The organism is Arthrobacter sp. G.S.26 (assembly GCF_050847375.1).
Lineage (GTDB): Bacteria > Actinomycetota > Actinomycetes > Actinomycetales > Micrococcaceae > Arthrobacter.
The window spans coordinates 1,145,558-1,158,454 of sequence record NZ_CP193752.1; the positions used below are offsets into that span (position 1 = coordinate 1,145,558).

Annotated in this window: 11 protein-coding genes; 3 read left to right on the forward strand and 8 right to left on the reverse strand. The window is 66.8% G+C overall.

All coding sequences use genetic code 11. The annotated features are described in order from the left end of the window. Positions 1 to 127: 127 nt before the first annotated feature. Positions 128 to 1,480, reverse strand: coding sequence for an MFS transporter (locus tag ACRB8A_RS05325; protein WP_056597872.1), 1,353 nt, complete (start codon positions 1,478 to 1,480; stop codon positions 128 to 130). Between the two features lie 141 nt (positions 1,481 to 1,621). On the opposite strand from ACRB8A_RS05325, the gene purH reads away from it, so the two are divergent. Then, entirely contained in the window at positions 1,622 to 3,307 is a 1,686-nt protein-coding gene (gene purH, locus ACRB8A_RS05330) for a bifunctional phosphoribosylaminoimidazolecarboxamide formyltransferase/IMP cyclohydrolase (protein ID WP_285240897.1), read from the forward strand. 64 nt (positions 3,308 to 3,371) lie between these two features. Here purH and ACRB8A_RS05335 read toward each other — a convergent pair whose 3' ends face one another. Beyond that, the gene (locus ACRB8A_RS05335; RefSeq protein ID WP_268760268.1) at positions 3,372 to 3,500 is read right to left on the reverse strand and encodes a hypothetical protein; all 129 of its coding nucleotides are present in this window, start codon (positions 3,498 to 3,500) and stop codon (positions 3,372 to 3,374) included. Positions 3,501 to 3,540: 40 nt separating this feature from the next. Beyond that, a complete protein-coding gene (locus ACRB8A_RS05340; protein WP_285240898.1) occupies positions 3,541 to 4,515 on the reverse strand; it encodes a trypsin-like serine peptidase in 975 nt (324 codons plus the stop codon). A gap of 323 nt (positions 4,516 to 4,838) precedes the next feature. Between ACRB8A_RS05340 and ACRB8A_RS05345 the strand changes: the two genes are divergently transcribed. Further along, the gene (locus ACRB8A_RS05345; protein WP_050684865.1) at positions 4,839 to 7,058 is read left to right on the forward strand and encodes an NADP-dependent isocitrate dehydrogenase; all 2,220 of its coding nucleotides are present in this window, start codon (positions 4,839 to 4,841) and stop codon (positions 7,056 to 7,058) included. 131 nt (positions 7,059 to 7,189) lie between these two features. On the opposite strand, the gene ACRB8A_RS05350 is transcribed toward ACRB8A_RS05345, so the two are convergent. Beyond that, entirely contained in the window at positions 7,190 to 8,062 is an 873-nt protein-coding gene (locus ACRB8A_RS05350; protein ID WP_050684866.1) for an EamA family transporter, read from the reverse strand. Positions 8,063 to 8,145: 83 nt separating this feature from the next. Between ACRB8A_RS05350 and ACRB8A_RS05355 the strand changes: the two genes are divergently transcribed. After that, a complete protein-coding gene (locus ACRB8A_RS05355; RefSeq protein ID WP_285240899.1) occupies positions 8,146 to 9,069 on the forward strand; it encodes a LysR family transcriptional regulator in 924 nt (307 codons plus the stop codon). A gap of 86 nt (positions 9,070 to 9,155) precedes the next feature. On the opposite strand, the gene ACRB8A_RS05360 is transcribed toward ACRB8A_RS05355, so the two are convergent. The 4 genes from ACRB8A_RS05360 to ACRB8A_RS05375 all read right to left on the reverse strand — a co-directional run bounded on the left by ACRB8A_RS05360 (position 9,156) and on the right by ACRB8A_RS05375 (position 12,896). Then, positions 9,156 to 9,743, reverse strand: a complete 588-nt coding sequence (locus tag ACRB8A_RS05360; RefSeq protein ID WP_432245782.1) for a hypothetical protein — start codon at positions 9,741 to 9,743, stop codon at positions 9,156 to 9,158. After that, on the reverse strand, positions 9,740 to 10,915 hold the full coding sequence (locus tag ACRB8A_RS05365; RefSeq protein WP_285240901.1) for a serine/threonine-protein kinase: 1,176 nt from the start codon (positions 10,913 to 10,915) through the stop codon (positions 9,740 to 9,742). Before ACRB8A_RS05365 ends, ACRB8A_RS05360 begins: the two co-directional genes overlap by 4 nt. 106 nt (positions 10,916 to 11,021) lie before the next feature. After that, positions 11,022 to 12,092 (reverse strand): Gfo/Idh/MocA family protein, encoded by a 1,071-nt coding sequence (locus ACRB8A_RS05370; RefSeq protein ID WP_432245783.1) that lies wholly within the window; start codon positions 12,090 to 12,092, stop codon positions 11,022 to 11,024. A gap of 99 nt (positions 12,093 to 12,191) precedes the next feature. Next, positions 12,192 to 12,896: an ABC transporter ATP-binding protein gene (locus ACRB8A_RS05375; protein WP_432245784.1), complete on the reverse strand. Its 705-nt coding sequence runs from the start codon at positions 12,894 to 12,896 to the stop codon at positions 12,192 to 12,194. Position 12,897: the final 1 nt, after the last annotated feature.

A 12,897-nucleotide genomic window follows, 5' to 3' on the forward strand; every position in this document is an offset into this window, starting at 1 on the left:
TCGATCCCGCCAGACCCAACTGACTAGCAGTTGTTGTCGTTTTGGGGGCTCAAAACGACAACAACTGCGAGTCAGTTGGGAAGAGGGGAGGAGGGGGAGGGGTTGGGGGGGGAGGAGGAGGGAGGGGTCAGTCCAGCCGGCGCTGCTTGGTCTCCGGCGACGAGAACGCCATCCACACCACTGCGAGCACAATCAGTCCGCCGGCCAGGGCGAAGGAGGTCGCGAGGCCCAGCTCCGGCCAGAAGTAGTTCGCGAAAATGAGCGGGCCGAAACCGGCGCCGAGCCGCGAGAACGTTGACGCCCAGCCGAAGCCCGTTCCCCGCAGCTCCGTAGGATACAGCTCGGACACGTACGCGTAAAGGACCGGAATAGCCACCTGCACCACAAACCCGAACACCAGCAGCCAGAACACCGCGGCCGTGGGAATGTCCACCACAAACGCGACAATCACCAGGGTCAGGGCTGACAGCGGGCCGGTGATGGCCAGGATCCACTTGCGGCCCACGCGCTCCACCAGCAACGCCGCCACAATAACGCCAAGAAGTCCGACGGCGGCCATGGACGCCGTGGTCACAAAGGCCTTGTACTCGGCGAACCCGGCCTGGATCAGGATCCGGGGCATCCACGTCAGGGACAGGTAGTAGACCAGCAGGATGCTGAAGAACAGGGACCAAGCAGTCGCTGTGATCTTCCAATTGAACTGCCACACCGCCCGGAGCTGGTGCCAGGCGCTGCCGGCGGAAAGCCGCGGCACATCCTGGGCCTCGGGCAGGCTGTAAGCCCGCGGCTCCGCCCCGGTGGCCGCCACCAGCCCGTCAATCACCTTGGCAGCTTCGTCGCGGCGACCCTTCCGGATGAGGAACAGCGGGGACTCGGGGACACTGCGCCGGACCCAGAACACCAGCAGGGCCGGGAGCACCATCACCAGCATGGTCAATCGCCAGTCGCCATAAAGGGCCACCAGTCCGGCCGAGACAAAGCCGGCCAGGGCGGCACCCACCGGCCACCAGCCGTCCATCGCGGTGAGCACCTTGCCGCGTTGCTTGCGTGGGGTGAACTCTCCCACCAGCGCGTAATCCACCGGAATGCAGCCGCCCAGGCCAAACCCGGCCATGAACCTGAAGATGCAGAACCAGATGAAGTCGGGGGAGAACGCGCCCAGCACCGTGAAGATGGAGAAGATCAGCAGCGTGGCGGTGAACGCCTTTTTACGCCCGATGGTGTCCGCGATGGTTCCCCAAACGAAGGCGCCGACGGCCATTCCGATGAGGTTGGACGTGCCCACCCACGCCACCTCGCCGGCGGACAGGGCCCAGTGTGTTGAGAGCAGCGGGATCAGGATCCCGTTGAGGGTCACATCCCAGGCGTCGAACATAAAGCCGAGGCCACCGATCACGAAGATCCTGCCCTGGACTTTCCAGCGCCAGGGCAGTTCCTGGACCACCTGTTCGCCGCTGGGCACAGTGGTGTAAGTATTCATTGCAGCCTCCTGGGAAAACCATAGCGCCGCCCGCTGACGTTCACACTGCCGGCGCCACGCGGAGCAATCGCCGCTTCGCGATAAACTGGCGGTATCCCCACCAACCGCGGCACTGTTCCGCGAGAAAAGACGGAGACATCTGTGAGCTTTACGCAGCATGAGCGCGTGTCCATCGACCGAGTCCCCATCCGCCGGGCCCTGATCTCGGTCTACGACAAGACCGGCCTGGAGGAGCTCGCCGCCGGCCTGCACGCAGCCGGCGTGAAGCTGGTGTCCACCGGTTCCACCGCCAAGAAGATCGCCGCCGCCGGCATCCCCGTCCAGGAGGTCGAGGAAGTCACCGGTTCGCCGGAGATGCTTGATGGCCGCGTCAAGACCCTGCACCCGCGCGTGCACGGCGGCATCCTCGCCGACCGCCGCGTCCCGGCCCACATGGAAACCCTCGCAGGCATGGAAATCGAGGCCTTCGACCTGGTGGTGGTGAACCTCTACCCGTTCGTGGAGACCGTCAAGTCCGGCGCCGCGCAGGACGACGTGGTGGAGCAGATCGACATTGGCGGACCAGCCATGGTGCGCTCGGCAGCGAAGAACCACGCCGCCGTCGCCATTGTTGTTGACCCCACCTTTTACGGCGCCGTGGTCACCGCCGCGGCTGAAGGCGGCTTCGACCTGAAGACACGACGCCGGCTGGCCGCCAAGGCGTTCGCGCACACCGCGTCGTACGACACCGCCGTGGCCAGCTGGACGGCCAGCCAGTTCCTGGACGAGGACGGCGACGGCATCATCGACTGGCCCGCCTACGCCGGCCTCTCGCTGGAACGCTCCGAGGTACTTCGCTACGGCGAAAACCCGCACCAGCAGGCAGCCCTGTACGTGGACAAGGCCGCCCCGGCCGGCATCGCCCAGGCCGAGCAGATCCACGGCAAGGCAATGAGCTACAACAACTTCGTGGACGCCGATGCCGCCCTCCGCGCAGCGTTCGACTTCACCGAACCGGCAGTGGCCGTCATTAAGCACGCCAACCCGTGCGGTGTCGCAGTGGGCGGGGCGGACGCCGAAGATCCCATCGCCGACGCCCACGCCAAGGCCCACGCCTGCGACCCCGTGTCGGCTTTCGGCGGCGTGATTGCCGCGAACAGCACCGTCACCGCCGGCATGGCCCGGACAGTGGCCGGCATCTTCACCGAGGTGGTCATTGCCCCGTCCTTCGAGCCCGAAGCCGTGGAGATCCTCTCCAAGAAGAAGAACATCCGCTTGCTGGCCCTGCCGGAAGGCTACGGCCGCTACCCGTCAGAAATCCGCCAGGTATCCGGCGGCGTGCTGGTGCAGATGGCCGACAAGGTGGACGCCGACGGCGATAACCCCGCCAACTGGACCCTCGCAGCAGGTGCGGCAGCAGACGAGAAGACACTCGCCGACCTCGCCTTCGCCTGGACCGCCTGCCGTGCAGCCAAGTCCAACGCGATCCTGCTGGCGAACGACGGCGCGGCCGTCGGCATCGGCATGGGCCAGGTCAACCGCCTGGACTCCTGCCGCCTCGCCGTGGAGCGGGCCAACACGCTGGGCGTCACCGTTGACTCGGATGTCGACGGCGCCGGCGGAGCCTCAAACGCCGATTCCACCGGCGCCCCGCAGCGAGCCCGCGGTGCGGTGGCAGCGTCGGACGCGTTCTTCCCGTTCGCCGACGGCCTGCAGATCCTGATCGACGCCGGCGTCCGCGCCGTGGTCCAGCCCGGCGGCTCCGTCCGTGACGAGGAAGTGGTGGCAGCGGCCAACGCCGCCGGCATCACGATGTACTTCACGGGTGCGCGGCACTTCTTCCACTGACATGAACGACGGCGCCCGCCCCCTTCTCAGGGGACGGGCGCCGTCGCTGCTTAATCAGTCCGCCTCAGGAGCCGGGGTGCGCGGCGTCCGGATCAGCATCATCCGGGGCCGGCCGCCGCAGGTCCGGGGGAGTTGCCTCCGCCATCCGCTGCTCCGTCCAGTACGCGAGGATCTCCCCGGCTGACTGGCTCACGTCGCTGTGGCTGACGGTTTCCGGGTGGGCCGGGGTCCGGTCAGGATGCTGCCGCGGTGGCATACGTCTGCTGGATCACGGTGCCCCAGTACGGGCCGTACATTTTGGTGGAGTTCTGGCCGTAGCCGTAGCTGTTGACGGAGTTCTGCTTGCCGGTGGAGCTGCTGCCCACAAACCAGGGGCCGCCTGAGGAACCGCCGGTCATGTCGCAGGGGATGCCCTGGGTGGTGCCGCCGGGGTTGACGGTGTCGTTCGTGGCGGTTCCAGCGCAGCTCTTGAGGGTCTGGCCGTTGAACGGGGAGGCGGCCGGGTAACCGAAGGCCTTGTAGGTCAGCCCGCGGGCGGCGTTGAACTGGACCCCGGAGGCGCCCACGGTGTCGGCGAGGGTGCGGCCGTTGAGCGGGGAGACCACGGCGAAGCCGGTGTCGTACTGGATGTTGCCCTGGCCGGTCCACTGCGCGGGGGCGTAGAGGGCCTTGGCCGCCCACTTGCCGTACGGTGCGGCGCCGTTGTTGTAAGCGGGAACAAAAACGAAATTGGTGACAAACGCGCCGGGGCCCTCGTTGAGGCAGTGGCCGGCGGTGGACACGGTGCTCTTGTTGGTGGCTGCCACGGAGTTGCCGGAGCACACGTAGTTCTGGCCGCCCTGGGTGAAAAAGATCTTGCCGATGTGGGCCACGGGGGATTCGCTGGCGGCCTTCAGGACCGGGGTCTTGGCGGCAAGGGGTTCGACGGAGGTGGGAGCGCCCTTTGCCACCAGCGCACGGTCCAGGCCAAGGGAGCGCTGCACTGCGCGGTTGGCCCGCTGGTCCGCAGGGACGGCGGTCAGCATCCGGTCGGCGGTCCAGTAATCGGCTGCGCCTGCGGACTCGACGGCGGTGCCGGTGACGGAAGGGGCTGACTTGTCCTCGGCGGGAGCCGGGGCAGCGGTGGCTGATCCTGCGGCGCTGAGTGCCAGAATGGCTGCTGCTGAAAGGCTCAGGAGGCTGGTGGCCAGAGACTTGGTGCGAGTCATAGTTGTCCTGTCTGAACGTTTGGGCCGGCCCGTGGGGTTGGGCCGGTGTGACTTAGGGAACATATCCGGATATGACAAGTTTGTAAATAGTAGTGACATCTCATGTATTGCTCGTGGGTGGGCTATGCCGGCCAGCGCACGACGGCGGCCGGGCACCCGGGTGCGTGCCGCCGTCGTGCGTTCTCCATCGCTGCAGTCCGGCTCACCGCCGCGGTAACGCATAGGTCCCGGTAGGGTTCAAACCCGCGTCCTCGGGTAAGTTGTACTTGGTGAAATAGACAAAAATTTCACAACCAAGCCGACCTTCAGGGAGACGCCCGCGCATGTCCAAGATCATCTACACCCACACCGACGAAGCGCCGATGCTGGCTACCTATTCGTTCCTGCCCATCATCGAGGCGTTTGCTTCGACTGCAGGTGTGGAGGTGGAGACCCGCGACATTTCGCTCGCCGGCCGCATCATCGCCGTGTTCGGTGACTACCTGACGCCGGAGCAGCAAAGCGGCGACGCCCTCGCCGAACTTGGCGAACTGGCGAAGGCGCCGGAAGCCAACATCATCAAGCTGCCCAACATCAGCGCCTCCATTCCGCAGCTGAAGGCCGCCATTGCAGAGCTGCAGGGTCAGGGCTACGCGCTGCCGGATTACCCGGACAACCCCTCCTCGGACGAGGAAACCGCCGTGCGCTCGCGGTACGACAAGATCAAGGGCTCCGCTGTGAACCCGGTGCTGCGCGAGGGTAACTCGGACCGCCGCGCGCCCCTGTCCGTCAAGAACTACGCCCGCCAGAACCCGCACTCCATGGGCGCCTGGAGCCCCGACTCCAAGACCAACGTTGCCACCATGGACGAAAACGACTTCCGCTCCAACGAGAAGTCCGTGGTGATCGGCGAGGACGGCACCATCGCCATCCAGCTGGTCCGTGAAGACGGTTCGGTCAAGGTCCTGAAGAAGGCTTTCCCCGTCCTGGCCGGCGAGGTCATCGATGGCACCGTGATGCGCGCCGCCGCCCTGGACGAATTCCTCAAGGCCCAGGTGGCCCGCGCCAAGGAAGAAGGCGTCCTCTTCTCCGCGCACCTGAAGGCCACCATGATGAAGGTCTCCGACCCCATCATCTTCGGCCACGTGGTGAAGGCTTACTTCTCGGAACTCTTCGAGACCTACGGCAAGCAGCTTGCAGCTGCCGGCGTGAGCCCCAACAACGGCCTCGCCGCCATCCTCAGCGGCCTGGACGACCTGCCCGCGGACGTCCGCGAAGGCGTCCAGAACCTGATCACCAAGGGCCTCGAAGACGGCCCGGCGCTGGCCATGGTGGACTCGGACAAGGGCATCACCAGCCTGAACGTCCCCTCTGACATCATCGTGGACGCATCCATGCCCGCCATGATCCGCAGCTCCGGCCACATGTGGGGCCCGGACGGCCAGGAAGCCGACACGCTGGCAGTCCTCCCGGACAGCTCCTACGCCGGCATCTACCAGGTTGTCCTGGACGACTGCCGCGCCCACGGCGCCTACGATCCCACCACCATGGGCACGGTCCCGAACGTGGGCCTCATGGCGCAGGCCGCCGAGGAATACGGCAGCCACGACAAGACCTTCGAGCTCCAGGAAGCGGGAACCGTCCAGATCGTCGACGGCGCCGGCACCGTCCTGATCGAACACACCGTTTCCGAAGGTGACATCTGGCGCGCCTGCCAGACCAAGGACGCCCCGATCCGCGACTGGGTCAAGCTGGCCGTCACCCGCGCCCGCGCTTCCCAGACGCCCGCGGTGTTCTGGTTGGACGAAACCCGCGCGCACGATGCCAACCTGATTGCCAAGGTCAACGAGTACCTCAAGGACCACGACACTGACGGCCTGGACCTGCAGATCCTCTCGCCGGTCAAGGCCACCGCCTTCACCCTGGAGCGCATCCGCAAGGGCGAGGACACCATCTCCGTCTCCGGCAACGTCCTCCGCGACTACCTCACGGACCTGTTCCCCATCCTGGAACTGGGAACCAGCGCCAAGATGCTCTCCGTGGTGCCGCTGATGAACGGTGGCGGACTCTTCGAAACCGGCGCCGGCGGATCGGCCCCGAAGCACGTCCAGCAGCTCATCAAGGAAAACCACCTGCGGTGGGACAGCCTGGGCGAGTTCCTGGCCCTGGCCGTCAGCTTCGAGCACCTCGCCACCACCACGGGCAACGCCCGCGCGCAGGTCCTGGCCGACACGCTGGACCGCGCCACCGGAACCTTCCTGCTGGAAAACAAGTCGCCCAGCCGCCGCGCCGGCGAGTTGGACAACCGTGGCAGCCACTACTTCCTGGCCCGCTATTGGGCTGAGGAACTGGCCAAGCAGACGGCCGACGCCGACCTGGCCGCCTCGTTCAGCGCCATCGCCGGGGAGCTCTCCGCCAAGGAGGAAACCATTGTGGGCGAGCTCGCCGCAGTACAGGGTTCCGCAGTTGACGTGGGCGGGTACTACCACCCGGACAGCGCCAAGGCATCCGCCGTGATGCGGCCGTCCGCCACGCTCAACAAGGTCATTTCCACGCTGAACTAACCTTCACGCCCTGCTGAAGTGGCGCCGTCCCGGACCGGGGCGGCGCCACTTTTTGTTTTTTTGTTGGTGGGATGGATTGGCCTGGCTTGATTTGGCGCTGGCGGCTTCCGTTAGGCGTCTGCCGTCTGCCGTCAGGCGGCGACCGGCTGGCGCGTCCGGCCCGGCTGGAGGGTCACGCCGACGCCGGCCGCCACCACCAGTGCCACGCCCAGCAGTGCAATCAGCCCCGGAGCCTGGCCCAGCACCACAAAGCCGACGGCGGCGGCGATGGCAGGTTCCAGGCTCATCAGGGTGCCGAACACGGAGGCTTTCAGGCGGCGGAGGGCCAGCAGTTCCAGGCTGAACGGGATCACCGGCATCAGCAGGGCCAGGCCCGCGCCCACCAGCAACAACTGCCAGTCAAGGTGGGCGAAGACGGCCGGCCCCACCACCACGGTGGCAGCCACAGCGGCGACGGGCATCGAGACGGCCAGCGCCTGGAGGCCGCTGACCTCGTCGCCGGCCTTTTGGGTGAGGAGGATGTAGCCGGCCCAGCAGGCCGCGGCGCCCAGCGCCATCAGCACTCCGGCCAGATCGGTGCCGCCATGCCATGGTTCGGTCAGGGCCAGCACGCCCACGGCAGCAACCACGGCCCACCAGCGACCTGCTGTCCTGCCCCTGATGACGGCAACGGACAGCGGCCCCAGGAATTCCAGGGCGCTGGCGGTGCCCAGCGGAATCCGCACGGCCGCCGCCATAAACAAAAGTGTCATGCCGGCGGTGACGACTCCCAGCGCCACGCAGGTGAGCAGGCCCGACCGGGTGAACCGGGAGCGCCACGGTCGGGTGAATGCCACGAGGATCACGGCGGCCCAGGCCAGCCGCAACCACGCGACGCCGTCCGCGCCCAGCCTGTCGCTCAGTCCGATGGAGGCTGCCAGTCCGAGCTGGACGCAACACATGGCTGCGCCAGCCATTGCTGTTCCGGTCCGGGCGCTGGTGTGTTCTTTGTGTGTGCTGGGCATCCGTCCAGTAGACCGGAACTGTCTGTTGGCGTCCACGTGACAAAGATGCATAAACCGTCCACAAATCATGCACAATTGGGTTTATGGAAACGCGGCGCCTCGAAGTACTGCTCGAACTCTCTCGCCAGGGGTCGATGCGCCACGTGGCGGATATCCTGGGCACCACCACCTCCACCGTCTCCCAGCAGATCGCGGCTTTGGCGCGCGAAGCCGGAACCCCGCTGCTGGAACCGGTGGGCAGGGGAGTGCGGCTCACCCCGGCAGGCCGCCGGCTGGCCCATCATGCCGGCCTCATCGTCGCGGCCGTCAACGCTGCCACTGCCGAACTGGACCCTGCAGCGGAGCCTGCCGGTACCGTGCGCGTGGCCGGCTTCGTCACCGCAGTCCGCAGCATCATCATGCCGATCGTGGGTGACCTGGCCGGCAGCCACCCGGATGTGAAGATCGAGGTCCGGGAGCACGAACCGGCCGAGGCGCTGGCCCTGCTGGCTGCCGACGAGGTGGACCTGGCGCTGACCTACGATTACACGCTGGCGCCGGACAGGGCCGGGAGGGAGTTTGATTCCATCGCGTTGTGGAGCACGCTGTGGAGCCTGGGCGTGCCGGACTCCGCGGCCGCTGTCAGCGGGACTGCACAGGAGATTTTTTGGTCCCTGCGGGAACGGGACTGGATCGGCAATTCCCGGAACCGGGCTGATGAGGAGGTCCTGCGGCTGATTTCTTCCATGGCGGGTTTCGAGCCCCACGTCAGGCATCAGGCAGACAGTCTAGATCTTGTGGAGGACCTGATTGTCGCAGGAATGGGTGTGGGGCTTTTGCCGGCCAACCGGAGGCCCGCCCCGGGCGTCACCCTGCTCCCGTTGGCGGACCCCGTAGTCCGGATGCGTGCTTACGCCCGGACCAGGCCCGGCAACAGTTCCTGGCCGGCACTGGCTGCTGTCCTGGGACTCGTCACCGGCCGGGCTGCAACCCTGCCGGACCTGGGCACCCCGGCCGGTACGGACTGACGGAACAACTGACCAGCCGGACGTCCCCCGCACGCCGGGCGGCCGCCGTCGTCAGCGGATGGGTGGGGCGGCGACCAAACGCGGCTCTAGTTTTTGTCCTTGCCTTTGCCTTTGTCCCCGCCGTCGTTGCCGTTCCCGTTATTGGAGCCGCTGTCGTTGCCGTTATCGCCGGAGTTGGAGTCGCTGTTGCCGCTGCCTGGGTCCGGGGCAGGCGCCTCCGTGGCAGCCGGAGCCGGCACAACGGTCTCCGGCGACGCGGGTGGTTCCGTGGCGGCCTTTTCCGCCGCTGCCTTCTCAGCCGCCGCCTTCTCCGCCGCAATCCTGGCGTCCTCGGCAGCTTTCTGGGCCGCCGCCAGGTCCGCCTGCAGGTCGGCGCGGACACCGTCGGCGATCGTGGTGACGCTCTTATGCCGCTCCGTGGAGATCTGGCCCTTCGCCAGGGCAGCATCCAACTCCGCGTCCAGGCTGTCCAGGGCCTTGAGTGCCGCGGCCGGGTCATTTTTCGCCGACGCCTGGGTCACTTCCAGGACGCGTTCCTGGAGTTGCCGGGCAGTGTCGCGCTGCAGCCCTGTTTCGCCGCCGGAGCAGCCGGCCAGCAGGCCCAGCGCAAGGAGGGCGGCGGACCAGATCACCGGGATCCGTCGCCACCGCTTCGGAGGGAGGGACGTTCTCATGGCTCCACGCTCCTTTGCAGGTTCTCAAGCTGGTCGCCCAGGGTGCCGGTTACTTCGGGATAGGGCACAACGCCGGACGCATCGGGAAGCAGGTTCAGAAGGACAACGGTGACTACCACCGCGAATGCCGCCAGAAGGGCGAGGATCAGCCCGAGCCGGGACCTCCACTTTGGGCGTGGTTCACTGGGGGTGTCCGACGCGGGCGGCAGCGTCTGGGATCCAGTGCTTTCCGTGGTCTCCTCGACCGTGACGGATGGCGGGTGGAAGGGCATGGCCGGGAGTACCCTGGTGGTGTCCGAAACGAGCCCGCCGGGTGTGGACTCCGGTGAGACGAGGGCCTGCCGCAGCGAAGCTTCGATGTCGGCGGCTGCGGGCCGCTCCAAGGGTTCGATCGAGGTCATGGAGCGGAGCAGGTCGGCCCATTCGCCGGGCAGGTCGTCCGGGATCTCCGGGGCACGGTGCAGCCGCGCCACTGCGGATTCGATCGCGCTGCCGGGGTACTCCACCACACCCTTGATGCATTCCAGGAGGACAAGGCCCAGCGAGTAGATATCCGTTGCGCCGGTCAGCGGTTCGCCCTGGGCCTGCTCGGGGCTGAGGTAGGCTGCCGTTCCCACCATGGTTCCCGTAGAGGTCAGCCGGGTGGCATCAACGATCCTGGCAATGCCAAAGTCCGTCAGTTTGGGCCGTACGGGCTCTCCCGGCCGGTTCTGCACCAGCAGGATGTTCCCGGGTTTGATGTCGCGGTGGATGATGCCGAGGCCGTGGACGTACGCCAACGCGTCGGCAATGCCGGCGCCGATGACAGAGAGCTCGTCCAAGGGCACCAGGCTGTGCCTGATGCGGCTGCGCAGGTCCTGGCCCGCCACGAGTTCCATGGTGAGGAACGGCCGTGGTTCGTCAGGAACCCTTTCGTCGGTTCCGGCGTCGAACAGGGTGACCAGCCCGGGATGGTTCAGCGTCGCCAGAAGCTGGATTTCCGCTTCCTGCCGCTTCAGGTCATCGGCGTCCGGAGCCTGCGGTGCGAAGAGTTTGAGGGCCACGTCGCGGCCCAGATTTTCGTCCCGGGCGCAGTACACGGCGGACATCCCGCCGCGACCAATCACCTCACCCAACTTGTACCGGCCGCCGACCATCTCCTGTGTGATGGAACTGGGCACTTCCGCCACCATGACGTATTCCTCCTGGTAGCTGCGGGAATCCTGTACGCAAAGTATACGTCCACGGCCCGCGTGGATAGCTGGCCGGTGGGGCTTAGGGAACGGTCCGGTGCCGCCGTCAGTGCCGGTCGTTGGGGTAGCTGACGCCGAGCTGCCCGCGCACCCCGTCGAAGAGGCGCATGGTGTTCAAAGAGTCGTCCAGCGGCATGACCGGGCTTTCGGTCAGGCCCTGCTGGATGCAGCGGGTTACCTCCCGCAGCTCGTAGGTGTACCCGCGGCCAACTGTCTCGAACGTTTCGGTCCGGCGGTCATCCCAGCCGCTGGCGATCATGATTTCACGCGGATTATTGATGGATCCTACGGTCTGGAGGAAGCCCAGGCTTCCGGCGACGGTAGCGGTCCGTGGCCCGTGCGCCAGGAGGGACGAGGTGAGCTGAGCCTGGGCGCCGCCGTTGTAGCCGAGCGTCATGGCATTCTGGGCGTCAACGCCGTCGTCATTGACCACACCTGTGGCACTGACGGTCTGCGGAAACCCCAGGGTTCCCAAAGCCCACAGCAGCGGATACACGGACAGGTCCAGCAGCGCTCCGCCGCCGTCCTGCCGGGCCCAAAGCCGGGCCGTGGGGGAGTAGGGGGCCGGGAAGCCCAGGTCGGCAGTGACCCAGTGGATGTCTCCCAGTTCGCCGGACGCCGCAATCTCAAACGCCCGCTGCATGGAGGGCAGGAACCTGCTCCATACCGCTTCCATCAGGAACAGGTTCCCGCTCCTCGCCATCCCGATCAGCTCGGCGGCCTCACGCGCATTGATGGTCAGGGCCTTTTCGCAGAGGACGTGCTTTCCGGCCTGCAGCGCCGCCAGGACGATTTTGTGGTGCTGCGCATGCGGGGTGGCCACGTAAACCACGTCCACCGCATCATCGGCGAGAAGCCGCTGATAGCCGGGTACACCGCCGTCGTCACCGTAGGCGTGCGCCACCCCGTACTCCGCCGCGAAGGCGTCCGCGGACGACTGGCTCCGCGAGCTGACGGCATGCAGCTCCGCATCCGCCAGCATCGCCAGGTCCCCGGTCACGGACCTGGCAATCCCACCCGTGGCGATGATGCCCCAGCGCAGCGGTTTGCCGGTGGCGGAGCGGGGATCGGAATCGGACTGGCTGGTCAGCCACGGCGTGGCGATGGGCGTAGTCATGGTGACCATCCTCTCATTCAGGCAGGGGCCCGCCGGCGTCGGACATGCCTGAGCGGCGGGGCCTTGCGGGCCCCGCCCCGCTGCACCCGGCGCCCGGAACTAGGCCGGCGCACCAGCCACGGCTTTGGCGCGGACCGGCTCTTCGGTCAGCTTGCCCTGCTGCAGGCGGAAGCGCCTGTCGGTCTTGTTGGCCAATGCCCTGTCGTGGGTGACCACCAGGATGGTGGTGTTGTGCTCCCGGCGGAGGCTGCTGAGCAGTTCGATGATGTGGTCACCGGTCTGCTCGTCCAGGTTGCCGGTGGGCTCATCCGCGAGGATCAGCTTGGGTTCGTTGGCCAGTGCGCGGGCAATGGCCACGCGCTGCTCGCCACCGGAGAGCCTGTTGACCCGCCGCCCGTGTTTCTCCGGATCCAGCTGCACCTGCTCCAGCAGCTCCCTGGCCCGCTGCAGGCGGGCAGCCCTGCGGAGGCCGGCGAATTCCATCGGCAGCATCACGTTATCGACGGCGGACAGGTTGGGGATCAGGTTGAACTGCTGGAAAACGAATCCGATGTCCCGGCGCCGGTATTCCGTCAGTTTCCGGTCCGGCATTTTGGCCAGGCTCACGCCGTTGACCACAACGTCGCCGCTGGTGGGTTTGTCCAGGGCCCCGAGCAGGGACAGCAGGGTGCTCTTGCCGCTGCCGCTCTTGCCCACAATGGAGGCCAGGGTGCCCTGGGCGAGTTCGAAGCTGACATCGTTGACGGGTTTGATGGTGCGGTCACCGGAGTTGAAGGTACGGACCAGGTTCTTGACTTCAATCATG